The sequence below is a fragment of the Pseudoalteromonas sp. SG44-8 genome (genome assembly GCF_014164125.1).
Classification (GTDB): domain Bacteria; phylum Pseudomonadota; class Gammaproteobacteria; order Enterobacterales; family Alteromonadaceae; genus Pseudoalteromonas; species Pseudoalteromonas rhizosphaerae.
In genome coordinates this window covers 83,122-105,761 of record NZ_JACJEQ010000007.1, presented here as the reverse complement: position 1 = coordinate 105,761, position 22,640 = coordinate 83,122, and the positions used below count along the sequence as shown (strand labels likewise).

Here is a 22,640-nt window from a genome sequence, read left to right as displayed (position 1 = left end):
GAGAACTGCATGAGCTTTGAAGTCGATGAAGATATTTTACAAGATTTTCTAGTAGAGGCTGGAGAAATTCTTGAGCTTTTGTCAGAACAGCTGGTGGAGCTTGAAAATAACCCAGATGATACCGAATTACTCAATGCAATTTTCCGTGGTTTTCATACGGTAAAAGGCGGCGCAGGTTTTTTAAGCATGACTGAGCTAGTTGACGCTTGTCACGGTGCAGAAAACGTTTTCGATTTATTGCGTCAAGGTGTTCGTAAGGTTAATTCTGAGCTGATGGACGTGATCTTGCAAGCGCTCGATACTATCAACGAAATGTTTGCGACCATCCAAAGCCGAGAAAAACCAGAACCTGCAAATCCAGAGTTGCTGGCTGTTTTACATAAATTGGGATTGCCGCCAACTGCTGAAGAACTAACTGGCGCTGCTGAGCCTGCAGACGATACTCCTGTTGTTGATGCTGATGCTATTTTAGATGATTCTGATGATCCATTTGCATTTGACTTGTTATTTGATGGTCAAGTTGATAGCGATAAAAAAGATGTTCAAATCGATGATATATCAGAAGATGAATTTGAAAGTTTGCTAGATGAGCTGCATGGAAAAGGACAAAGTCCTGTAACTCCAGCAGTAACAGTTAGCAATGAGTCATCAAATAGTGATATTACTGATGACGAATTCGATAATTTATTAGATGAATTACATGGTGTTGGTAGCTTTGGTTTGGTCAGTAATAAAGATACTGCAAGCACCGAAAATACTCCGCCTAAACCGCCCCAAGCGTCATCAGAGCCAACTAAAAGTAATAGTCCAGACGAGATCAGCGATGATGAGTTTGAAGCATTATTAGATGAATTGCACGGCAAAGGGAGTGCACCACAAGCAGTTGCAGATACTGAGCCAACACCCGCTCAAAAACCAGTCCCTCCCCCAGCACCTGTTGCCGCAGCTAAACCTGCGCCTAAACCAGCAGTGTCTGAGCCTGCGAAAGCGGCTGAAAAGCCAGCTCCAGCGACAGCTGTTGCGAAAAAATCAGTTCCACCACAAGCTGATACCACTGTGCGCGTTGATACAAAACGCCTTGATCAAATAATGAATATGGTCGGTGAACTTGTGCTAGTGCGCAATCGCCTAGTCAGTTTAGCAACCAATACTGAAAGTGAAGCGATGGGTAAAGCCATTTCAAACCTTGATGTAGTAACTGCGGACTTGCAAGGTGCGGTGATGAAAACGCGGATGCAACCGATCAAGAAAGTGTTCGGTCGTTTCCCTCGCGTAGTACGTGATTTAGCCCGCAGTTTGAAAAAAGACATCAATTTATTGCTCGTGGGTGAAGAAACTGATTTAGATAAAAACTTAGTTGAGGCACTGGCAGATCCTTTAGTCCACTTGGTGCGTAACTCTGTAGACCACGGTATTGAAATGCCTGATGTGCGTGAAGCGGCAGGTAAAGCAAGGACTGGGACTGTAACTTTATCAGCATCGCAAGAAGGTGATCATATTTTGCTTACCATCCGAGATGATGGTGCTGGTATGGATCCCGAAAAGCTGAAAAAAATAGCAATCAATAAAGGGGTGCTTGATCACGAGCAAGCTGCTCGATTATCTGATACAGAAGCCTATAACCTTATTTTTGCACCAGGCTTTTCCACCAAAGAACAGATCTCTGATATTTCGGGTCGTGGTGTGGGTATGGATGTGGTGAAAACCAAAATTACCCAACTAAATGGTTCTGTGAGTATTCAATCTGAGCTAGGTGTAGGTACAATCCTAGAAATTAAAGTTCCGTTAACGTTGGCTATTTTGCCGACATTGATGGTGGTTGTCGGTGAGCAAACATTTGCATTACCACTGGCTGGTGTTAATGAAATATTCCACCTAGATCTAACTAAAACGAATGTAGTTGATGGCCAATTAACCATTATTGTTCGTAAGAAAGCACGACCGTTGTTTTATTTAGAACATTGGTTAGTCAAAGGTGCTGACAGATCATTACGCAAAGCTCAAGGCCATGTTGTAATTGTACAAATAGGTACGCAACAAGTTGGTTTTGTAGTGGATTCATTGATTGGTCAAGAAGAAGTTGTTATTAAACCGCTTGATGCTTTACTACAAGGAACACCTGGTATGGCAGGTGCAACGATCACGTCTGACGGTGGTATAGCGCTAATCTTAGATGTTCCAAACCTGTTAAAACATTACGCAGGTTAGTCCAATTCTTATCTTATTGTGAGAGCTATATATGGCTCTCACAGATAAAATTTACATAGAGTATGCCAATGGCAGTTAAAGTTTTAGTTGTTGATGATTCAAGTTTCTTTCGCCGCAGGGTGAGCGAAATACTCGAGCAAGATAAGGATATTGAAGTAATTGGTTTTGCGGTAAATGGCAGAGAAGCGGTAGACAAGACAAATCAATTGCGTCCAGATGTAATCACTATGGATGTTGAAATGCCTGTGCTTGATGGTATTAGTGCTGTAAAAGAGATCATGGCAGCAAATCCAACCCCAATTCTGATGTTCTCTTCCTTGACCCGTGATGGCGCAACAGCAACCTTAGACGCACTTGATGCGGGTGCTTTAGATTTTTTACCGAAAAAATTTGAAGACATTGCTCGTAATAATGAAGATGCGATTAAGTTATTACAAAATAAAGTAAAAGAAATTGGACGCAAGCGTCTATCACGCTTCAGTAGGCCGACACCGACATCAATACCTTCCGTTTCTGCAGGTACAACAAGTCGACCTGCGATAACTCAACCTGATAGAAGTTTTAACCGCAGCACAGCGCCCGCTTCGAACATTGCAGCTAATACACGTGCTTCGGGTAAGAAATATCAAATAGTTGCAATAGGCACCTCCACAGGGGGGCCTGTCGCACTGCAAACTATTTTGACTAAGTTGCCGGCCAATTTCCCACATCCCATTTTGTTAATACAGCATATGCCAGCTGCGTTTACGCCAGCATTTGCCGCTCGTTTAAATGGCTTGTGCAAAATAAAAGTAAAAGAAGCACAACAAGGCGACCGATTAATGCCAGGCGTCGCTTATCTAGCGCCAGGTGGTCAACAGATGCTGGTTGAGGGACGAGGTGGAAATCGCACGTTACGTGTTTTTGAGGACGACAGTGCGCGGATCACTTATAAGCCCAGTGTTGACGTTACTTTTGCTAGTACAGCCAAATCTTTTCAAGGTGATGTGTTAGCTGTGGTACTTACAGGCATGGGCGCTGATGGACGAGATGGTGCAAGAATGCTCAAACAAGCCGGCGCCACTATTTGGGCGCAAGATGAAAAAACCAGTGTGGTATATGGTATGCCACAGGCGGTTGCTAACGCTGGGCTATCGTCGGCAAGTATCGCACTTGAAGAGGTTGCTAATCGGTTAGTTCGAGAAATTGGTTGTGGATAAGTTGTCGTTTCTAGGCCTGTTCGTTGCACTTTTGGCGATTGGCTATGGTTACTCACTAGAGGGTGGGGTTGTAAGTGCTTTATTTAATGGCCCAGCACTAATTATTGTATTGGGTGGTACGTTAGGTGCTGTAATGCTACAAACACCGGCACATACGTTTAATAAAGTCTTAAGAATAAGTCATTGGGTGTTTTTTCCTCCAAGTCATGATATCGACAGAGCAATTGAGCAAGTTAAAAGTTGGTCACAAAAAGCTCGCCAAGAAGGGTATTTAGCGCTTGAAGAAGTAGCATTAACACATCCAGACCCGTACGTTGCCAAAGGCCTGAGTTTATTGATTGATGGTAACAGCGAGCAAAAACTTAGAGATGCGTTAGAAATTGATTTATTGTTAGAAAGGGAACGTTTACTTGAAGCCAGCCGGGTGTACGAGGCGTTGGGCGGTTACAGTCCTACTATCGGTATATTAGGTGCAGTGCTTGGTCTGATCCAAGCAATGTCATTTATCACTGAGCCTGAAAAGTTAGGTGCGGGGGTTGCGACGGCTTTTATCGCGACCATCTATGGGGTTGGTTTAGCAAATTTACTGTTTTTACCCATGGCTAATAAGCTAAAACAACAAGTAGAACAAAAGATGCTGTTTCATGAGTTATTAGCTGAAGGAATTATTGCAATGAGCCAAGGTGATAGCCCTGTCAATATTGAGCTGAAACTTGAAGCGTATCGTGTAGAGCGTCCAAGTCAGCTACAAGAATAATTATTATGATGCGCCGTCGACTTCGTCACTCATCGACCAAAAGTCAGCATACAGAACGTTGGCTAGTGTCGTACGCCGATTACATGACTATTATGTTTGCATTCTTTGTAGTGATGTATGCGATTGCGATTAATAAAGAAGAAAGCTTCCAAATTTTATCTGATTCGCTGGAGCAGGTTTTTGACAAGTCAGCTCGTCAGTATAGCCAAGAAGGCCAAGGTGTGACCGGTACTGGTTTATTAACCGACAGAGTAAGCCCAGAAAAAGAACTGTTGTTTGGTGAGAGTATTCAAAAGCAAGAAGTTGGCCCGCAGTTACTTGATGGCCAAAGCGACACCAGTAACATAAAACAAAAACACTTAGGTAAACCGCTAGATAGTTTATTAACTAAATTACAATCAGCTTTGATCGATGAAATACGCGATGGCGAAGCAAGTTTAGAGTTACACCAAGACTGGTTGATTATTGAGTTAAGCTCAGGAATGTTATTTTCCAGTGGCAGTGCTGTGGCGCATCAACGCGCGAAAGCAGTAATAAAATTAGTGAACGATATTATTGCTCCTGTAGATAACTACGTCAGAGTACGTGGTTATACCGATAATGAAACTATTCATAATGAAATGTTTCGTTCTAATTGGGAGCTATCTGTTGCAAGAGCGACCTCTATTTTAGTCGAACTTGATGCATTGGGTATCAACCCTGCGCGAATGGCCATCGAAGGTTACGGTCAGTATTCTCCTTTTTCCGATAATGATACAGAGCAAGGGCGCGCTGAAAATCGTAAAGTAGTCGTTGCATTATCAAAATATGGTTTACCACCCAAGCCCATTGTATCAATCGAGCAATCAGCAATAGAAACTGAAGCTGAGCAGCCAATTGAGTTGCCAAGTGATGATAACACTATTAAAGTGATCCAACTCCCACACGGTGGTATACGAATTACAACGCGCAACGAACAAAAATAAGGTGTGATGTGAAAATTTGGACGGTAGCAAATCAAAAAGGCGGAGTAGGGAAAACGACCACGGCTGTGAGTTTAGCTGGTATATTAGCGCTGCAAGGAAAGCGGGTATTACTGATTGATACCGATCCTCATGCATCTTTAACGTATTACTTTGGCATTGATTCAGAAGATTTAGAAGTTAGTGTGTATGATATATTTGCCCGTGGTAACACCATGGCAAGTGAAGAAATATTGCAAGCTTTGTGTCCATCGAACATAGACAACTTAGATATTCTTCCTGCAACTATGGCTATAGCGACACTCGATCGTAGTATGGGTAATAAGACCGGAATGGGGCTTATCTTAAAAAAAGCCTTAGCAAAAATTAGTGAGCATTATGATTATGCTATTTTAGATTGCCCGCCAGTGTTAGGTGTCTTAATGGTTAACGCATTGGCTGCAAGTGAGCGCATTTTAGTGCCAGTACAAACTGAGTTTTTAGCACTCAAAGGGCTTGACCGAATGATGCGGACCATGGAATTAATGCAAAGCTCGCAATCAAAGCAGTATCAATATACCATTATCCCTACAATGTATGATAAGCGCACAAATGCATCCCTTGAAGCATATAAGACATTACAGCAAACGTACCAAGAAAAGGTATGGCCAGGGGTAATACCCGTAGACACTAAGTTCCGTGATGCAAGTTTAGCTCAACAAGTACCGATTCAGTATTGTCCACGCTCAAGAGGTGTTTATGCTTATCGCGCATTACTCGATTATTTGATTGAACAAGGTTAATGAATGAGTAAGCAATTATTTGCTAATGAAAAAGTAATGACCCAGTACTTGGGGGCTTTACTGTGCGAAGACGATGAGTCAACAGACTTACACCCGGTTGCAAAATTACTCGAACAAGTTCCATCCACAGAAAGTAGCAATAAAATGCCACTAAAGGCATCGCAGCAAACGATTGTGCAGCCAAACGCACTTGATGAGCCAAAGACGAGCCTTGAGAAAGAAATACCAGCGCAAATTACACCGCTCCTTGAGAAACCACAGATCCAAGCTAATATCAAAGATATAGCTAAAGTGAGCGAACAGTTAAATATTGCTAAAGACAAGACTCCTGTACAGCGTCAAGAAGATTATTTTGACGGCGAGTTTCAGGCGTTATTCTTTGAAGTGGCAGGGCTGACTCTCGCTGTACCATTAAAAGCATTAGGTGGTATTCATCAATTAGGTGAAGTTAATCAGCTTTTTGGTAAACCCAAGTGGTTTAAAGGAGTGATGCTAAATCGTGATGAGAATCTTAATGTAGTCGATACTGCTCGCTGGGTGATGCCAGAAAAGTATACCCAAGAGTTAGAAGACAAATTAAACTACCAATACTTAATTACTTTAGGTAATAGCCAATGGGGATTGTTGGCTGAAAAGCTAGTTAATAATATTACACTACGTAGTGAAGATGTAAAATGGCGAGCTAAAAGTGGCAAGCGGCCTTGGCTTGCAGGTGTAATTAAAGAAAAAATGTGTGCCTTAATTGATGTGCAAAGCTTAGGTCAATTATTAGAGCAAGGTTTAGATAGCCGCGACCAGTAACGATATTTGGAGTAATAACATGAGTGAACAAAGATTATTATCAAGCAGTAAAAATACCGATGGCAATGATGAAGTATTGCAGTGGGTAACTTTTAAGCTTGAATCAGAAACCTATGGTGTGAATGTGATGCAAGTGCAAGAAATTTTGCGTTACACAGAGATTGCTCCAGTACCAGGTGCTCCAAGCTATGTTTTAGGGATTATTAATTTACGTGGCAATGTTGTAACAGTAATCGATACGCGTGCACGATTTGGTTTGATGTCTGCAGAAGCAACAGACAATTCACGAGTATTAATTATTGAAGCTGAAGAGCAAGTTATTGGTATCTTAGCCGACAGTGTAGCAGAAGTGGTTTATTTGCGTAGCTCAGAAATTGATAGTGCACCAAACATTGGTACTGAAGAAAGTGCCAAGTTTATTCAAGGTGTTAGTAATCGTGATGGTGAATTATTGATTTTAGTTGATTTAAATAAATTACTAAATGACGAAGAGTGGGATGAGTTGAGCGATTTATAACGCTTACGGAAAAACTATGTTGTTATACTCGTTGCTTGGAGTCTCAATTGTACTGGTGTTAGTATGCCTGGGACTAATTTTTATTAATCATAATAAGTACGCTGCAGCATTAAAAAGCAAAATACTGCAACTGCAAGAAACTCAACAACAGCTCAGTATTTTACGCAGTGAAGTCGCAGAAATGCGCACCGGTATGCTAAGTATTGGTAAGCGCTTAGTTGCTGTAGAGCAGCGAAATCAAGAGTTAGCGCAGTTACAAGATGCGCAAAAATATGACGATCCTGATGCGAAAATTTATTCTCGAGCAGTGAAAATGGTTGAATTAGGTGCCGATATTGAAGAGATCATACGAGAGTGTGAACTTCCGCGTGCCGAAGCCGAACTATTAATGTCGTTACATCATCAAAAGGGCGCTAATTAGCGCCTTTTATTTTTTACGCCTGAATATTTAACTTGCCTTGAAAGTCTTGCCAGCCAGGTGGAAATTTACCCCGCAGTACATATGAAAAAGCAATCAGTTCGGCAATCACATAATACAGTTCTCTTGGGATCTCTTCGCCAAGCTCTAAATGCGATAACGTTTTAGCCAAAGCTTCATCTTTGTGGATCAAAATTCCTTTTTCTTCTGCGGCTTTAATGATCTCTTCTGCGAGCTCACCAAACCCTTTACTACTGACTGTAGGAGTGCGACCGGCTTCGTAAACTAAACCAATTGCAGACTTATGTTTTGGTATCTCACTCATGGTTTAAACCTTAATATTAATAATGGCATGGGACTGATAAAAAGCTTGGTGTTGCGGCGCACCTTGGCTTAGCTTCATTTCACCAACTTGTAAGCCATGAGCTGTTAATTTATGGCGCAAACTCTCAAGATGCGGATGAGCCATTGCGGTGATATCTTGGCTTGAGGCAAGTAATTGACAATCTAGTGCTTTATCCATTAATTCAGCGGTGATCTGTAATTGGCCTAGCTCTGCGTAATCAAAATTAAGTCGCACAAACCAAACATTTTTATCTTCGAGTTTATTTTGGCTTGGTTTTTTATATTGCCCTAATGAAATTTCTGTCTGTGCGGTTTCCGGTGGCAGTCGCATCGGCAGTAAAAATTGTACTAACGGATTATTATCAGGCTGCTGATTTATGGGGGTCGTGTTAATTTGGCTAATTGCAGTTTTTATTTGGCTCAGCTCAGCCGCTAATGCTTGTGATTGTGGCTGTAGTAATTGTTCTTGCAGTTTCTGTGGGTTAATTGCTTTAAAGTTAGGCACCAATACTTGGAGTAAAGCATCAAGTGAGCTTTGACTATTAAAATTCAATGCGCTGATATTTGCTAAGCTTGGAGCCGCTAAAATAGCCACGGCCAAATGCTCAACAGATTGGCTAAAACTATTTTGCAGGGCACTATTTGTTAAGCTTTCTGGACGTAAAACACTGAGTATTTCTCGTTGAATGGTTAACGGTTGCAACGATTGGCTGTCAATCATGCGGCTAAAAGCTTGATTGACTAGCCGATTTAAATCGACATTATCACTCACTTTGGTCGTTGCTAGTTTATCAATTTGTGAAGCGATATGCTGTTTATCGTAGTTTGCTGCTGATTTAAAATTAGGCAGCGGCTTTTCGATAGGCGTTTTTAAAAGTGGTGCCAATAATTTGGCTTCCAGTGGCAAGCTAATCTGGCTGGCTGGCAAAGCGCTAGTTATCGGCCCTTTTAATGGTGCATCGATATGTGAGTGGGTACTTGATTTTAGATTGTCGTTGTTTAACTGTGCTGTTAGAGATGCTACTTTAGTATCTACCCCAGCAGCAAACGGTGGAGTTGTTTTTAATTTTTGCTGAGCATCGGCTATAACTGTTTTGGCTGCAGCGCTATTATCACTGACATTGACAGTTGTACTATTGATTTTGCTGGGTAGAATTTGTTCGGAACTGCGTGCCGGCGCTTTAGTGATAGGTTCTTTATTTAGCTGAGCCGGTTGAGTCGGTTGAGCATGAATATCAGCGGCTGTTTGTTTTGGATTAGCAGTAACCTGCGGTATTTTATTTTGCGCTACTGCAGTTTGCTTGCTGGATTGAATCGCGGCGGCTAGTTTATTTAATTGCTGATGGCTATCTGTATCGTTGCTCAGTGGCGCCGCAGTAGTACTGTTATTTTTAACCACATTAGGCTCTGTAATACTTGCTAAACCGGCTTTTAATCGCTGAAATAACTGTACCAGGGGAGGCGACTGGTGATAATGCTTTGGCAGCGCGGTACCTTGACTGATATCTGCCAGTAATGGTTGGGTGTTGCTTGTCGCCATTGCCACAAGGTTTATTTGCCGGAGTGATTTGGGTAATAAGGTTTGTGCAGTTTGATGTGTTGGTGTTAGCGATTGTGCTACAGCTGATTTATTGCTGATCATTGCTAATTGACTAAATGGTTTGCTTTCAAAATAGCGTACTGCGTCACTTATTCGGGTTTTTAAGTCAGCAAAACTGTCTTGTAACCACGAGCTTATTGGGCTGCTACTGACCAATGAGGGGCTAATAGGTGCTGCACTTGTTTGGGTATTAAACTGGCCTGGTACATGGCTTTTTTGTACCAGTGAATTAAAAGTATGGGCTAATGAATTTTTTAACTGCAAGGCTATTTTTGGTAGCTGCGTTTTTATTATTAATTGTTCATTAAGCGCATTTAATTGTACTTTTTGAATTACTCCGCCAAGCTGAGTTGAGTGTGTACTGTGGCTCTGTAACGGCTGCTGAGGTACTAATTTAATACTGCCATTATAGTTATTAAAACTCAGTATTACGGCGTTTTTATCTAGCTGTAGCTGCCCGTTAGGCACTTGTTTACTTAGCCAAAGAGCAAGTTTTGCTTGACTGATTGGCTGTTGGTGAAGTGTATCAGCAAAGCGATTAATAACACTTAAGGTAAAATTATTGCGGTTCGGAGTAATTATTGCTTTTAGGCCTTGTTCACTGTGCAGTAGTTGGGCGACTTCTTTATTGATAGGAATACTGGCGTGTAATTGGTTTAACAGTAATTTTGCAGCAGGTTGTAAAATAATTTGCAACGACAATGGTTTATTATCGACCTGATCACCACTATTAATAAAATTCAAAACACTTTGCAGCTGGTTTGTTTGGCGTAGGCTGATTTCAGTTTGTTTTGGTAAAATAGTGAGTTGTTTACCATCATTACTGAGTTGAATATCGGCACTGGCAATTTTTTGAGTGTTTGTTTCAGTGCCAGTTGTAGCTAAGCGCAATGTTTGCCAATGCTTATCAATATAGACTTCCATCTGCACAGAGCCATTGGCGAATACGATATTTTTAGCGCTGAGTGTTTGCTCGCTGAAAACAGGTAATTGCTTTGCAACGCCATTGTGTGACGAATGACTTATAGGAAGCGAATTCGCTAGTGTTATCTGTGTAGGTTTGTTCATTAATTTAAATCAAGTTTTCGTTAATAGGTGCAAAGCATTATTCGTATTACCCTATCATTATGATAGACTAACGCCTAATTTTGGGTATAGAGAATCATCATCTTGTTACACATTAAGTCCGTCACCTGCATCAAGCAAGAGCGTTGTTTGTTTGCGGATCTTAATTTCAGCTTGAAATCAGGTCAAATCATGCAATTAGCAGGCCCAAATGGGGCTGGTAAAACATCACTGTTGCGTATAATTGCGGGTTTTTCTGCGCCCGATGAAGGACAAGTTATGTGGCAAGGTGAATCAATTGCTAAAAACTATGATGAATTTGCCCGACAGTTGTTATTTATCGGTCATAAAACCGGGGTGAATAGTCAACTTAGTGCGATTGAAAACCTACGGTTTTGGTTGCAAATTCAAGGTTACAATACTGAGCAAGATCTTTACTCATTATTAGCTAAAATTGGCTTAGTTGGTCTTGAAGATGTACCTGTGCGTACTCTATCAGCCGGTCAGCAACGTCGTGTTGCGCTGATTAGGCTCTGGCTTAATGATGCGAAGTTATGGGTTCTGGATGAACCATTTACAGCCTTAGACAAATCCGGGGTTGCATTTTTACAACAACGGTTTTTAGCCCATCTAGAACAAGGTGGGGCGATTTTATTAACTACCCATCAAGATTTAACTACGCATTTTAATGAGTTACAAACAGTGACTTTGGAGTACCGACACTGATGTTACGCCAGCATTCATATTGGCAGCTATTTAGTGCCGTTTGTAAGAAAGATTTACAGCTGGCATTTCGCCAGCGTGCTGAAATCGTAAACCCCATTTTGTTCTTCTTGATTGTTATTACATTATTTCCGTTAGCAATTGGTCCTGAGCCCGGTCTACTTAGCCGTATGGCACCTGGTATTATCTGGGTCGCCGCTTTACTTTCAACCATGTTAGGCTTAGATAAACTATTTCGTGATGACTATCATGATGGTAGTTTAGAGCAATTGATTGCTTCATCGTACCCGCTACCGTTAACGGTGCTCGGTAAAGTTGTTGCCCATTGGATCATTACTGGCTTGCCGTTGGTGTTGATGACGCCGCTGTTCGCCTTGTTATTAAATTTAGACAATCAAGCATTGATTGCAACGGTGCTTACCTTGCTCTTGGGTACGCCATTACTTAGTTTTATCGGCGCTATTGGCGCTGGGCTTACTGTGGGATTACAAAAAGGCGGTATTTTGATGAGTTTATTGGTCCTGCCTTTGTATATCCCCGTATTAATTTTTGCAACGTCTGCTATCGATACCAGTACAATGTCACTGGATTATAGTGGGCAGCTTGCCATCCTTGGTGCGATGCTCGTCATTGCAATTATCAGCGCACCAATCGCCATATCGTCAGCATTGAAAGTGAGTGTAAGTTAATATGTGGAAGTGGTTACATCCCTACGCCAAAGCAGAGCGTGCATATCAATTATGCAATACGTTACTGCCCTATTTTACCGTGATAACGGTTGTCTGTATGCTTATTGGTTGGGTCTGGGGGTTAGCCTATGCGCCTGCCGACTATCAGCAAAAAGACAGTTATCGCATTATCTTTATTCATGTACCATCAGCTATTTTATCGATGGGTGCTTATTCATCAATGGCCATAGCTGCAGTGATCGCTTTGGTATGGCAACTTCGTAATGCAGAGTTAGCAGTAATTGCTATTGCACCTGTTGGTGCATGTGTAACTGCAATTGCACTTATTACTGGCGCCGCTTGGGGTAAACCTATGTGGGGGGCCTGGTGGGTATGGGATGCACGACTCACGTCTGAGCTCATTCTATTATTTTTATACTTAGGGGTATTGTCTTTATATCATGCCTTTGAAGATAAAAAAGCAGCAGGTCGAGCTGCATCTATTTTGGCTATTGTGGGGGTAATTAACCTACCAATCATCCATTTTTCTGTTGAGTGGTGGAACACCTTGCATCAAGGTGCCAGTATTACCAAGTTTGATACGAAAGCTATTGATCCAAGTATGTTTTGGCCATTAATGGTAAATATAGTCGCGTTTGCCGGCTTTGTCGGTATGGTGACTTTGATGCGTCTTAAAAATGAAATTTTACAACGTGAAAAGCATCGTCCTTGGGTGCGCCAGTTGTTGAATAGGGGTTAGTTATGCAGTTTGATTCTTTTTCTGATTTTATTGCCATGGGCGGCTACGGCTTTTATGTGTGGCTTTCTTTTGGTTCATGTGCACTGATTTTGTTAGGTATTTTAGTAAGCTCTTTGAATGATACAAAGCGTATTATGGCTTCTGTGCAGCAACAAGCTGAACGAGAAGCTCGCATTAAACACGCTAAGCAGGAGAATCATGCATGAACCCAAGACGTAAGAAACGTTTGCTTGGCGTCGTCGCTATTGTATTTGGTATTGGTGCCGCCATTGGTTTAGTACTTTATGCTCTGCAAGAAAATATTAATCTATTTTATACACCAAGTGAGTTAATCGAGGGGAAAGGCCCAGATAAAGAAAAGCCGCATATTGGTCAAAAGTTGCGTATTGGCGGTATGGTAGTTCCAGGATCAGTGATTCGGGATGAAACCAGCCTACAAGTAAGCTTTACCTTGATTGATACAGGCCCCTTAGTAACGATTAAATACCAAGGTATTTTGCCTGACTTATTTCGTGAGGGGCAAGGGATTGTTGCTCAAGGTGTGTTGATTGAACCTAATGTAATAGAAGCGTTCGAGGTATTGGCTAAGCATGACGAAGAGTATATGCCTGCCGAAGTTGCGGAAGCGGTGAAGGGGATCAAACACGAAAAACCAAAATATAACTTAGAAAGTGGCAATTAAGATGATCCCAGAAATCGGTTATTTTTCTCTAACACTGGCTATGGTGCTAAGTGTTTTATTGTGTATTTTTCCTTTGTGGGGCGCACATACTGGTAATTTACGGTTAATGCGTGCTGCTCCTTCATTAGCTATCGGCCAATTTGTATTCGTACTGTTGTCATTCGCAGCCCTTATTTATGCAAGTTTAACTGATGATTTTACCGTCGCGTACGTGGCGTATCATTCAAGTAGTACTTTGCCTTGGTATTATAAAATCACCTCAACTTGGGGCGGCCATGAAGGCGCTATTTTATTATGGTTAGTTATGCAAGCTGGTTGGACTGCAGTTGTTGCACTGCGCTCTAATTCATTACCTTGGATATTAAGAGCACGTGTATTAGGTGTGTTAGGCTTTTTAGGGGTTGGCTTTATGCTTTATACTCTGTGGATGTCGAACCCATTTGAATTATTACTGCCGTATTTTCCTGTCGAAGGGCGCGACCTTAATCCGTTATTACAAGACCCCGGAATGATCATCCATCCTCCTTTACTGTATATGGGTTATGTTGGGCTATCGGTCTCTTTTTCATTTGCAATTGCTGCATTATTAACAGGTAAACTTGATAATACTTGGGCTAAGTGGTCACGTCCGTGGACAATGACTGCGTGGGGATTTTTAACATTAGGTATCACTATCGGAAGCTGGTGGGCATATTCCGAGCTTGGCTGGGGTGGCTGGTGGTTTTGGGATCCCGTTGAAAACGCATCGCTCATGCCTTGGTTAGTAGCTACGGCGCTATTGCATTCATTGACGGTAACTGAAAAACGCGGTGTATTTAAATCATGGACCGTATTACTTGCGATTGCTGCATTTTCATTAAGTTTACTGGGCACCTTTATTGTTCGCTCTGGCATTATTGTCTCCGTGCATGCATTTGCTACCGACCCCGATCGTGGTTTATTTATCTTAGCGTTTTTAGCGATAGTAGTCGGCGGTGCGTTAACGTTATATGCATTTAGGGTATCGCAAGTACGCAGCGAAGGTCGCTATAAACTGGTATCACGTGAAGTGGCATTATGGCTCAATAATATATTTTTAGTGGTTGCTACTTTTATTGTGTTACTAGGTACTTTATTACCTATGGTTCATAAAGAAATGGGCTTAGGCAGTATTTCAATTGGCGAACCATTCTTTAATAAAATGTTTGCCATTATTTTGGTGCCGTTTGCCATCTTAATGGGTATTGGCCCTCTGTTACGTTGGAAGCAAAACAAGTGGTCTTTTTTACAAAATAAACTCCTTGTCTCAGCGTTAATGAGCATAGTAATCGGTGCTACTTGGTTATATTCAAGTTATGCCATCGTAGCGCCTTTAACTTTATTGGCGACCACGCTTGCGATATGGATTGTGATCACCACCGGTGTTGATTTATATGTTAAAGCTACTGTGCAAACTAACTTTAGCCAAGGCCTTAAAAGGTTAGGACTTAGTTATTGGGCTATGGTCCTAGGGCATGTAGGTATTGCCTTTGTCATCGCAGGAGTCACTTTAACTTCTGCGTACTCTGTTGAACGTGATGTTTCGATGAAGCCGGGCGAAATTGTGCAGTTAAACCAATATCAGTATCGCTTTGAAGGGGTTAACACTATTCGTGGACCAAACTACAGTGGTCATGCTGGAGAAGTGAGTGTCCTGAAAAATGATAAACTAGTTACTATACTGCATGCAGAAAAACGCCGTTACGATATTGGTATGCAATTTATGACTGAGGCTGCAATTGATGCTGGCTTTACCCGCGATTTATACCTTGCCCTTGGTGAGCAATTAAATAACGGTGGTTGGTCACTGCGTATCTACCATAAGCCATTTGTGCGTTGGATGTGGATTGGTGGCGTGTTGATATCACTTGCCGGTTTTATGATTTTAGGTGATAAACGTTACCGCACTAGTAAGAAAAGCATTGATAAGTCACAGGAGAAGCTGGTATGAACCGCAAGTTGTTAGCGCTAATACCTCTGTTGGCGTTTGTTTTAGTGTGCGTGTTTTTATTTCAAGGTTTGTTTTCAAACCCAAGAGAAATTCAAACTGGTCGGTTAGGTCAACCGATGCCAGCTTTTGATTTACCAGATTTAATGCAGGATTCAAAGCGTTGGCAAGATAGCCAATTAAAAGGCGATGTATATTTACTCAATGTGTGGGGCACTTGGTGTCCTACCTGTTTGGCTGAATTAGATTATTTAACCCAATTGCGAGAGCAAGGCGTTAAAATTATCGGGCTTTACTATGTGCAAAGTTACGATGCTGACTTTGATGGTGAATTTGATATGTCAGCGCTTCGTGAAGAAGTGGCGTCAATGTTAAGTCGTGCAGGTGATCCGTATCAGTTTAATATTCTTGACTTACATCGTACACTTTCGCTTGATTTAGGTGTATCAGGTGCACCTGAAACATTTTTAGTGGATAGCAAAGGCACCATTTTATTGCACCATACTGGCGATATAAACCCACGAGTTTGGCGTGCTAAATTTGCTCCCTTGATGCAGGAATTACAGCCATGAAATATTTTATAATTGCTTTAATGATATTAGCTAGTGGCATAGCTATGGCAGAGCAAGATCGGTACCAATTTGATAACAACGAACAAGCGCAACGATTTACTGAGTTAACTAAAGAATTACGTTGCCCTAAATGCCAAAATCAAAATATCGCAGATTCAGATGCTGTGGTTGCAAAAGATTTACGCGAAAAAGTATTGGCGTTAGTCAAAGAAGGCAAATCGAAAGACGATGTGATTGAATATATGATTGACCGCTATGGCTATTTTGTTCACTACGATCCGCCGGTTACGCCAGCAACATTAGTGTTATGGGTATTACCTATTTTGATTGTGGTATTTGGCTTTGGTTTTATTATTTTTCGACAACGTAAGGCTGCGGTTAAGCAAACATGGAGTGAGCAAGATGAGGCGTTATTAGCCAAGCTCATTGCGAAAAATGAACGTCAGGAGCAGATTTAAATGATACTAATGTGGGTTTCTTTTGCATTATTAACCTTATTAGCTGTGGCGTTTGTGGCATTGCCTTTTTTGAGTAAAGAGCGCATACAAAGTCTCACTTACAATGCTAATTCAGAGCTTATTGCCATTTACCATCAGCGCCTTGGTGAGCTGGCGAATGATTTAGCAAATCAACGTATTGATCAAGCTAATCATGATGAGTCTGTGATTGAGCTCAAACGTCGTTTACTAAATGAGTTATCACCTGAAAAATCACTGATGAGTAAGGGTAATAACCGTATCTTTGCGTTAACCGGTAGTGCATTTTTAATTGCTTTTACGGCTATATTTTATACTGCTACTGGCTCACAACAGCAATTACAGAACTGGCACAGCGCTATGGATAATTTACCTGCCTACGGTGAACGTGCAGTGATGCAAAAAGGCGAGCCTTTAACCCAAAATGAATTACAAGCGTTTGCGTTAGGGCTACGCACTAAACTAGATCAAAGTGGTGATGATCAAGTGGCTTGGATGCTGCTAGGACGTGTTGCTATGTCATTGAATGAATACGATATGGCACAACAGTCATTTGATAAAGTGTTGCGTCTGGATCCTGACAATATGCCTGTGCTTATCAGTTACAGCCAAGTGCTATTACTGGAAGGCAGTGAGGTAAATATGACGCGCGCTGCGGGTATGCTCTCTAAAGTACTTAAAGACGATCCAACTAACCTTGATGCTATTTCATTGTTAGCATTAATTGCTTACGAGCGTCACGATTGGTTACAAGCAAAATCAGCATTCGAAGTACTTTTAAATAGTATGGACGAACAAGACTCTCGTTATGGCATGATTGCTCAGAGGATTACTGAAATTGAACAAAATATTTCTGCTGAAAATACACAACAACAAGTTCAACAGAGCAGTGACGAAGATAATAACGCAGTCCAAACTAGCGCTATTAAAATCACTGTTAATCTTGCTCCACAGTTTACTGACAAGCTTCCAACGCAAGGAACCTTATTCGTCTTTGCAAAAGCCGCCAATGGTCCACCAATGCCACTCGCAGTGGTAAAATTAACAGATTATAGTTTTCCAATTGAAGTACAGTTAAGTGATAGTAATGCTATGGTTGCAGGTTTAACGCTTTCGAGCGTTGATAAAATTATTTTAACTGCACGCATTTCAAAGGATGCATCAGTAATGCCTTCAACGGGTGAGTTGGAAGGGCGTTCAGATGTGTTAGAACGTAGCCAAACCAAGGCTTATGATTTACTTATCAATGAATTAATACCTTAAGGATAAAAGATGTTAAGACAGAGTTTAGTTTTGTTTGGACTATTGGTGCTAGCAGGATGCGCACAAGTGCCTGACGAAAAAATAGATGAGCGAGATCCACTACAATCATTTAATCGTCCAATGTATGATTTTAATATGGATGTACTTGATGCGTATGTTCTGCGCCCTGTTGCGGTAGGGTATGTGGCTGTAACGCCAACACCGGTGCGCCGTAGTATCGTCAATTTTACTGGTAACATTAGTGCACCAACTGATGTAATTAATGCCACGTTACAAGGTAAAGCGGGTAACGCAGGGGTTAGTTTAGCGCGCTTTTTAGTTAATTCAACAGTGGGTATTTTTGGCTTATTTGATGTTGCTACATCGCTTGGTTTGAATATTGTTGATGAAGACTTTGGTCAAACTCTGGGGGTGTGGGGAATAGGTGACGGTGCCTATTTAATGCTACCGGGAATGGGACCGTCAACAGCGCGTAACCTGACGGGTGATGTTGTTGATAGCTTTGTGTTACCGAAAATTGCCTTAACCACGCCACAAACTGTATTGGTGTTTGCATTAAAGGCCGTAGAAGCCCGAGCCTCTTTAATACCGCAAGAAAGCTTATTGAATGAGTCACTCGATCCGTATATTTTTATGAAAGACATTTACTTTCAACGTCAGTTATATGAGCTGTATGATGGTAATCCACCTGTTGAAAAAGAGCCCGAAGATTTTGATGAAGACTTTTTAGAAAGCCTTTAATATATTATATTTTCGGGTTAAATAACAATGCCAGCATCTAAGCTGGCATTGTTTTTACGGCGTTATTTATTACCCAGCCAGTACTTTCATTTGTTCATTAGCCCAGTTAACTGCGTCATGGTATGCATCTGGCACTTTACCAGCTGTAAGACCAAGCTCATCTTTAATCGCGTTTGCACCTTGCCAATTGGCTTGTTCGTATAATTTTACCAAGCGCAGATATTGTGCCAGTAAACCTTGATCCTCTAATAATGCTAACTTTATGTCGTTGGATAATGGTAGCTTATTCATCACGCTTTCCATATCTTCATCTAATATGGCATCCATTAGTGACATCATACCGGTTAAAAAAGCCATTCCCGTATCTTTGAGTTTACTATGGTTTATAGCTAGCAACTCAGTAAAGCGTGCTCTAGTTAACGATAAGCGTATTAACTCTGCGGGTTTATCACCAGCAACTTGAGCTGCAAACAACAAGGATAAAAACTTTTTAATTTCTGCTGCACCTAGCACAATTAGTGCTTGTTTGATGGTGCTGATCTCAGCTCTGCGCTTAAATGCCGCTGAATTACTATAACGTAATAATTTATAAGAGAGGTTTACATCTCGCTCAAATACGTCGGTAATTTTCTTTAAATTGACTTCAACAGTGGATGTCTCATAAAGCAGCTCGGCAAGAGCTATCTCTGATGGCGGCAAGGTTTTACTTTGCACCATTTCTGGCTTGGAAAAGAAAAACCCTTGAAAGTAAGTAAAGCCAAGATCTAATGCTAATTGATACTTTTCGTAGGTTTCTACCTTTTCTGCTAATAATTTTATATGCGGATAAGGTTTAATTTCTTCGATTATGCTGTGGATAGTGTCAACTTCACAATTGAGAAAATCTATTTTAATAATATCAATAAAAGGATAAAAATGACGCCATACAGGCTGGTGAATATAATCATCCAGGGCGAGCGTATAACCTTTTTGTTTTAAGTCTTTGACGATCGCGAGTAAGCGTTTCCCTGGTTGAATTGTTTCGAGTATTTCTACAACAATCTGATCTTTACCAAGCAGGGTTGGGTAGCCTTTTTGTAATGTTTCAAGCGTAAAGTTGATATACGCTGGTTTATTATCGGTGAGATCTTCTAAGCCAAAATTGAATTGACTACCTTCAATTAGCCGACTAGTTGCCTCGTCACCATCAATATCTGGGAATACATTATCAACGCCGTCACGAAAAAGTAACTCATATCCTACAAGTTGTTTGTTTCGATCTAAAATTGGTTGGCGTGCAGCATAAAAATACATAAACAGCGGGTCCACATCAGTTAAGCGATTACTTGGGCAATATAAGATAAAACAACATAAATAGCATTAACTATATTTAAAATATCAATACTATAGTATTGATTAATTGCAAAATCATCGATCTAATCCTAGGGTAATTAAGTATTAATTACCATGTTCTATAGTCAAATAATTAACCATTAGGTAAAACCGCTTAACCCTATATCATTGTAAGGTTAACTTAGTAATTGGAGTTATTCACCCTTTGCGTGATATAGTCAAGCTCTAGGTTGGTTTTTACACCAATAATGACTTTATATAGTATTGATTTATGAGTCATTATTAGGATTAAAAGCCAGGTTTTAACTTCAGAGTTGGAGGCGAGTTTGGAAACTGGAATGATTATTTCTTTAGCTGCGTATTTTATCGTAATGCTAGGTATTGGCTTGTACGCTTATAAGCAGTCTACCGCCGATGTGTCGGGCTATATGTTGGGTGGCAGAAGTTTATCACCAGCTGTAGCTGCTCTATCTGCCGGTGCATCGGATATGAGTGGTTGGCTACTTATGGGCTTACCCGGTGCTATGTATCTATTTGGCTTAAGTAAAGTTTGGATTGCAATAGGCTTAGTACTTGGCGCTTGGGCAAACTACTTCTTAGTAGCGCCACGCCTGCGTGTCTATACTGAGAAAGCGAATGACTCGATTACTATTCCTGATTACTTTGCTAATCGTTTTGCTGATAATAAAAATATATTACGTGTAATTTCGGCAATCGTGATCATCGTTTTCTTCACACTTTATACTTCTTCAGGCGTTGTCGCTGGCGGTAAATTATTCGAAAACTCATTTCAGATGAGTTACGAAACGGGGCTTTATGTGACAACCGGGGTCGTCGTACTTTATACATTGTTTGGTGGTTTCTTAGCTGTGAGTTTGACTGACTTTGTGCAAGGTTGCATCATGTTCATCTCGCTACTTGCTGTACCTATTGTTACTTATATGATGCTAGATCAGCCAGTGTTAGACACACTTACTAATGCCAGTTATGACTTGCTGTTAAGCGCTCCGAAAGAGAGCGAAGTCCACTCTCTTAATATGTTAGATTGGTTTGCAGGCGGTTCAACCATCGCTATTATTTCTGCAATGGCATGGGGCTTAGGTTATTTCGGTCAACCGCATATCATAGTGCGTTTTATGTCAGTACGATCTGTTAAAGATATGCCTACTATGCGTCGTATTGGTATGTCGTGGATGACCTTATCAGCAATTGGTGCAGTGTTAACAGGACTATTTGGTGCTGCTTACATGATCGAAAATCAAATGTTGATTGACGATAAAGAAACGATATTTTTAGTATTATCTGAATTGGTTTTCCATCCACTTATTGCCGGCTTTTTACTTGCTGCTATTTTAGCTGCGATTATGAGTACTATTTCATCTCAGTTATTGGTTTGTTCAAGCTCTTTGACTGAAGACTTCTACAAAATTTATTTAAACCGTGATGCATCACAAACCGAGCTGGTTTTAGTTGGTCGAATTAGTGTACTACTCGTTGCATTATTTGCTATTTATTTGGCTTATGACCGCGACAGTTCTATTTTAGATTTAGTAAGTAATGCGTGGGCAGGTTTTGGGGCTGCGTTTGGCCCGTTAGTATTACTTAGTTTATATTGGAAGCGAATGAATCTACAAGGTGCGATCAGTGGTATGGTTGTGGGTGCAGGGACAGTGTTGATCTGGATATATGCGCCAATCACCATAAATGGAGAGAGTCTCAGCAGTATCATTTATGAAATTATACCGGGCTTTATACTTGCAACAATTGCAATCATTACAGTGAGCTTATCAACAGCGCCACCAAATAAAGAGATCACCGAATTATTTGATGAAGTTGAACGAGGGCTATAACGAGTAATAATTTTTATAACTAAAAAAGGGCAATTAATTGCCCTTTTTTAGTTAGTTAACTTATGATTTTTTAGCTTGCTTCTTTATCAGTGCTGGCTTTAATTGACGCTACATTTTCTTTTTTTACTTTCGCCGTTGGTGCTTTCTGTATTGCCTCTTTGCCGCCTTTAAGTACATTCATAAAGTCGTCTTTACTTTTAGCAATCTCAAGTGCGAGCGATTCGATTTGTTGTTCGCTTAGTGGTACATCAACTTTCTCAAGCATAACCTCAAGCGACTCTGCTATATCAAGCATTTTGTCATACGCGTCAGCTTCTTTTTTAGTAGTAAACGTCATACGCTCGACTCCGTTTCTCTCTACAACATATTTAACAACAACAGCCATGATTTCTCCTGCCAATTTGCTTGGTGAATAACAAGTTCACCTTGATTGATTACTGTTTTTATGTACAGTAATTGTTTATTGGTCTTTTTGCAAGTGAACATTTTTATTTTTTACTATTAGGATTTGACAAAGAGGTACAACTTTACTTTATTTAAATAGTCGCACTTTTTTAGTATGACTTTATTTGGAAGTAGTCCAAAAGTGAAGGCATTAAAGTCAACTATTAATTGAGTCCACGTATGGACATCATGGAGGAGAAACATGAAGTTTTTAACTTTAATAGTCGTAGTGCTTGGCTTGGCTATATCATTGCCTAGTGGTGCCGCTGTAACTAAAACCGAAGCTACTGAAAGTATGGGTAAAGTTCAGTTAGTCAATGTTAATCAAGCAACAGTCGAGCAGCTTACCCAGCTGCCAGGTATTGGTAAATCAAAAGCACAAGCGATAGTTGATTACCGTACCGAGCAAGGCAAATTTAAGTCTGTTGCAGATCTAGCGCAGGTGAAAGGTATTGGCGATAAATTAGTCGCTAAACTGGATGGCAAAGTTACATTTTAAAAAACTACAG

At 40.8% G+C, this 22,640-nt stretch carries 24 protein-coding genes; 20 read left to right on the top strand and 4 right to left on the bottom strand.

The window, feature by feature from the left end:
* Positions 1–9 precede the first annotated feature (9 nt).
* From H5163_RS08180 to H5163_RS08145, 8 genes are all read left to right on the top strand, one after another.
* The gene (locus tag H5163_RS08180; protein WP_182734909.1) at positions 10–2,208 is read left to right on the top strand and encodes a chemotaxis protein CheA; all 2,199 of its coding nucleotides are present in this window, start codon (positions 10–12) and stop codon (positions 2,206–2,208) included.
* A 68-nt stretch (positions 2,209–2,276) separates the two neighbouring features.
* Positions 2,277–3,407: a chemotaxis response regulator protein-glutamate methylesterase gene (locus H5163_RS08175; RefSeq protein ID WP_145239351.1), complete on the top strand. Its 1,131-nt coding sequence runs from the start codon at positions 2,277–2,279 to the stop codon at positions 3,405–3,407.
* A complete protein-coding gene (locus tag H5163_RS08170) occupies positions 3,400–4,164 on the top strand; it encodes a flagellar motor protein (protein ID WP_145239348.1) in 765 nt (254 codons plus the stop codon). Before H5163_RS08175 ends, H5163_RS08170 begins: the two co-directional genes overlap by 8 nt.
* A gap of 5 nt (positions 4,165–4,169) precedes the next feature.
* Positions 4,170–5,129, top strand: coding sequence for a flagellar motor protein MotB (locus H5163_RS08165; RefSeq protein ID WP_145239345.1), 960 nt, complete (start codon positions 4,170–4,172; stop codon positions 5,127–5,129).
* An 8-nt stretch (positions 5,130–5,137) separates the two neighbouring features.
* Positions 5,138–5,908: a ParA family protein gene (locus tag H5163_RS08160; protein WP_145239342.1), complete on the top strand. Its 771-nt coding sequence runs from the start codon at positions 5,138–5,140 to the stop codon at positions 5,906–5,908.
* A 3-nt stretch (positions 5,909–5,911) separates the two neighbouring features.
* A complete protein-coding gene (locus H5163_RS08155) occupies positions 5,912–6,709 on the top strand; it encodes a chemotaxis protein CheW (protein WP_145239338.1) in 798 nt (265 codons plus the stop codon).
* 19 nt (positions 6,710–6,728) lie between these two features.
* The gene (locus H5163_RS08150) at positions 6,729–7,226 is read left to right on the top strand and encodes a chemotaxis protein CheW (protein ID WP_145239335.1); all 498 of its coding nucleotides are present in this window, start codon (positions 6,729–6,731) and stop codon (positions 7,224–7,226) included.
* A 16-nt stretch (positions 7,227–7,242) separates the two neighbouring features.
* Positions 7,243–7,647, top strand: a complete 405-nt coding sequence (locus tag H5163_RS08145) for a DUF2802 domain-containing protein (protein ID WP_182734908.1) — start codon at positions 7,243–7,245, stop codon at positions 7,645–7,647.
* Between the two features lie 13 nt (positions 7,648–7,660).
* Here the strand turns inward: H5163_RS08145 and H5163_RS08140 are convergent, their stop codons facing one another.
* Both H5163_RS08140 and H5163_RS21280 read right to left on the bottom strand, forming a co-directional pair.
* A complete protein-coding gene (locus H5163_RS08140) occupies positions 7,661–7,969 on the bottom strand; it encodes an EscU/YscU/HrcU family type III secretion system export apparatus switch protein (RefSeq protein WP_145239329.1) in 309 nt (102 codons plus the stop codon).
* Positions 7,970–7,972: 3 nt separating this feature from the next.
* Complete coding sequence (locus tag H5163_RS21280; protein ID WP_259399795.1) at positions 7,973–10,657, bottom strand: flagellar hook-length control protein FliK; 2,685 nt, start codon at positions 10,655–10,657, stop codon at positions 7,973–7,975.
* Between the two features lie 102 nt (positions 10,658–10,759).
* Here H5163_RS21280 and ccmA point away from each other — a divergent pair, with 102 nt between their 5' ends.
* From ccmA to H5163_RS08085, 10 genes are read left to right on the top strand one after another with little or no spacing between them, the layout of a single operon-like run.
* Positions 10,760–11,380 (top strand): cytochrome c biogenesis heme-transporting ATPase CcmA, encoded by a 621-nt coding sequence (gene ccmA, locus H5163_RS08130; protein ID WP_145239326.1) that lies wholly within the window; start codon positions 10,760–10,762, stop codon positions 11,378–11,380.
* A complete protein-coding gene (gene ccmB, locus H5163_RS08125) occupies positions 11,380–12,066 on the top strand; it encodes a heme exporter protein CcmB (protein WP_145239323.1) in 687 nt (228 codons plus the stop codon). The genes ccmA and ccmB overlap by 1 nt, the downstream gene beginning before the upstream one ends.
* 1 nt (position 12,067) lies before the next feature.
* Positions 12,068–12,805, top strand: a complete 738-nt coding sequence (locus tag H5163_RS08120) for a heme ABC transporter permease (protein ID WP_145239320.1) — start codon at positions 12,068–12,070, stop codon at positions 12,803–12,805.
* A gap of 2 nt (positions 12,806–12,807) precedes the next feature.
* Positions 12,808–13,011 carry a heme exporter protein CcmD gene (gene ccmD, locus H5163_RS08115; protein ID WP_145239317.1) on the top strand — a complete coding sequence of 68 codons (204 nt, stop codon included), beginning with the start codon at positions 12,808–12,810 and terminating at the stop codon, positions 13,009–13,011.
* A complete protein-coding gene (gene ccmE, locus H5163_RS08110; protein ID WP_145239314.1) occupies positions 13,008–13,487 on the top strand; it encodes a cytochrome c maturation protein CcmE in 480 nt (159 codons plus the stop codon). Before ccmD ends, ccmE begins: the two co-directional genes overlap by 4 nt.
* A gap of 1 nt (position 13,488) precedes the next feature.
* Positions 13,489–15,456 (top strand): heme lyase CcmF/NrfE family subunit, encoded by a 1,968-nt coding sequence (locus tag H5163_RS08105; protein ID WP_182731016.1) that lies wholly within the window; start codon positions 13,489–13,491, stop codon positions 15,454–15,456.
* Positions 15,453–16,025 (top strand): DsbE family thiol:disulfide interchange protein, encoded by a 573-nt coding sequence (locus H5163_RS08100; protein WP_145239308.1) that lies wholly within the window; start codon positions 15,453–15,455, stop codon positions 16,023–16,025. Before H5163_RS08105 ends, H5163_RS08100 begins: the two co-directional genes overlap by 4 nt.
* Positions 16,022–16,483, top strand: coding sequence for a cytochrome c-type biogenesis protein (locus tag H5163_RS08095; protein WP_145239304.1), 462 nt, complete (start codon positions 16,022–16,024; stop codon positions 16,481–16,483). Before H5163_RS08100 ends, H5163_RS08095 begins: the two co-directional genes overlap by 4 nt.
* Entirely contained in the window at positions 16,484–17,764 is a 1,281-nt protein-coding gene (ccmI, locus tag H5163_RS08090; protein ID WP_145239301.1) for a c-type cytochrome biogenesis protein CcmI, read from the top strand.
* Between the two features lie 9 nt (positions 17,765–17,773).
* Positions 17,774–18,505 (top strand): VacJ family lipoprotein, encoded by a 732-nt coding sequence (locus H5163_RS08085; protein WP_145239298.1) that lies wholly within the window; start codon positions 17,774–17,776, stop codon positions 18,503–18,505.
* 69 nt (positions 18,506–18,574) lie between these two features.
* On the opposite strand, the gene H5163_RS08080 is transcribed toward H5163_RS08085, so the two are convergent.
* The gene (locus H5163_RS08080; protein WP_145239295.1) at positions 18,575–19,798 is read right to left on the bottom strand and encodes an EAL and HDOD domain-containing protein; all 1,224 of its coding nucleotides are present in this window, start codon (positions 19,796–19,798) and stop codon (positions 18,575–18,577) included.
* Between the two features lie 377 nt (positions 19,799–20,175).
* Here H5163_RS08080 and putP point away from each other — a divergent pair, with 377 nt between their 5' ends.
* Positions 20,176–21,687, top strand: coding sequence for a sodium/proline symporter PutP (gene putP / locus H5163_RS08075; RefSeq protein ID WP_145239292.1), 1,512 nt, complete (start codon positions 20,176–20,178; stop codon positions 21,685–21,687).
* A 70-nt stretch (positions 21,688–21,757) separates the two neighbouring features.
* Here the strand turns inward: putP and H5163_RS08070 are convergent, their stop codons facing one another.
* Positions 21,758–22,072, bottom strand: a complete 315-nt coding sequence (locus tag H5163_RS08070; RefSeq protein WP_145239289.1) for a YebG family protein — start codon at positions 22,070–22,072, stop codon at positions 21,758–21,760.
* Positions 22,073–22,333: 261 nt separating this feature from the next.
* On the opposite strand from H5163_RS08070, the gene H5163_RS08065 reads away from it, so the two are divergent.
* Positions 22,334–22,630 carry a ComEA family DNA-binding protein gene (locus H5163_RS08065; RefSeq protein ID WP_145239286.1) on the top strand — a complete coding sequence of 99 codons (297 nt, stop codon included), beginning with the start codon at positions 22,334–22,336 and terminating at the stop codon, positions 22,628–22,630.
* Positions 22,631–22,640: the final 10 nt, after the last annotated feature.

Excerpts from the sequence above, each read along its gene's own strand:
- H5163_RS08180 (WP_182734909.1), top strand. The coding sequence starts at position 10 with ATGAGCTTTGAAGTCGATGAAGATATTTTACAAGATTTTCTAGTAGAG.
- H5163_RS08175 (WP_145239351.1), top strand. The coding sequence starts at position 2,277 with ATGGCAGTTAAAGTTTTAGTTGTTGATGATTCAAGTTTCTTTCGCCGC.
- H5163_RS08165 (WP_145239345.1), top strand. The coding sequence starts at position 4,170 with ATGATGCGCCGTCGACTTCGTCACTCATCGACCAAAAGTCAGCATACA.
- H5163_RS08155 (WP_145239338.1), top strand. The coding sequence starts at position 5,912 with ATGAGTAAGCAATTATTTGCTAATGAAAAAGTAATGACCCAGTACTTG.
- H5163_RS08150 (WP_145239335.1), top strand. The coding sequence starts at position 6,729 with ATGAGTGAACAAAGATTATTATCAAGCAGTAAAAATACCGATGGCAAT.
- H5163_RS08145 (WP_182734908.1), top strand. The coding sequence starts at position 7,243 with ATGTTGTTATACTCGTTGCTTGGAGTCTCAATTGTACTGGTGTTAGTA.
- H5163_RS08140 (WP_145239329.1), bottom strand. The coding sequence starts at position 7,969 with ATGAGTGAGATACCAAAACATAAGTCTGCAATTGGTTTAGTTTACGAA.
- H5163_RS21280 (WP_259399795.1), bottom strand. The coding sequence starts at position 10,657 with ATGAACAAACCTACACAGATAACACTAGCGAATTCGCTTCCTATAAGT.
- ccmB (WP_145239323.1), top strand. The coding sequence starts at position 11,380 with ATGTTACGCCAGCATTCATATTGGCAGCTATTTAGTGCCGTTTGTAAG.
- H5163_RS08120 (WP_145239320.1), top strand. The coding sequence starts at position 12,068 with ATGTGGAAGTGGTTACATCCCTACGCCAAAGCAGAGCGTGCATATCAA.
- ccmD (WP_145239317.1), top strand. The coding sequence starts at position 12,808 with ATGCAGTTTGATTCTTTTTCTGATTTTATTGCCATGGGCGGCTACGGC.
- ccmE (WP_145239314.1), top strand. The coding sequence starts at position 13,008 with ATGAACCCAAGACGTAAGAAACGTTTGCTTGGCGTCGTCGCTATTGTA.
- H5163_RS08105 (WP_182731016.1), top strand. The coding sequence starts at position 13,489 with ATGATCCCAGAAATCGGTTATTTTTCTCTAACACTGGCTATGGTGCTA.
- H5163_RS08100 (WP_145239308.1), top strand. The coding sequence starts at position 15,453 with ATGAACCGCAAGTTGTTAGCGCTAATACCTCTGTTGGCGTTTGTTTTA.
- H5163_RS08095 (WP_145239304.1), top strand. The coding sequence starts at position 16,022 with ATGAAATATTTTATAATTGCTTTAATGATATTAGCTAGTGGCATAGCT.
- ccmI (WP_145239301.1), top strand. The coding sequence starts at position 16,484 with ATGATACTAATGTGGGTTTCTTTTGCATTATTAACCTTATTAGCTGTG.
- H5163_RS08085 (WP_145239298.1), top strand. The coding sequence starts at position 17,774 with ATGTTAAGACAGAGTTTAGTTTTGTTTGGACTATTGGTGCTAGCAGGA.
- H5163_RS08080 (WP_145239295.1), bottom strand. The coding sequence starts at position 19,798 with ATGTATTTTTATGCTGCACGCCAACCAATTTTAGATCGAAACAAACAA.
- putP (WP_145239292.1), top strand. The coding sequence starts at position 20,176 with ATGATTATTTCTTTAGCTGCGTATTTTATCGTAATGCTAGGTATTGGC.
- H5163_RS08070 (WP_145239289.1), bottom strand. The coding sequence starts at position 22,072 with ATGGCTGTTGTTGTTAAATATGTTGTAGAGAGAAACGGAGTCGAGCGT.
- H5163_RS08065 (WP_145239286.1), top strand. The coding sequence starts at position 22,334 with ATGAAGTTTTTAACTTTAATAGTCGTAGTGCTTGGCTTGGCTATATCA.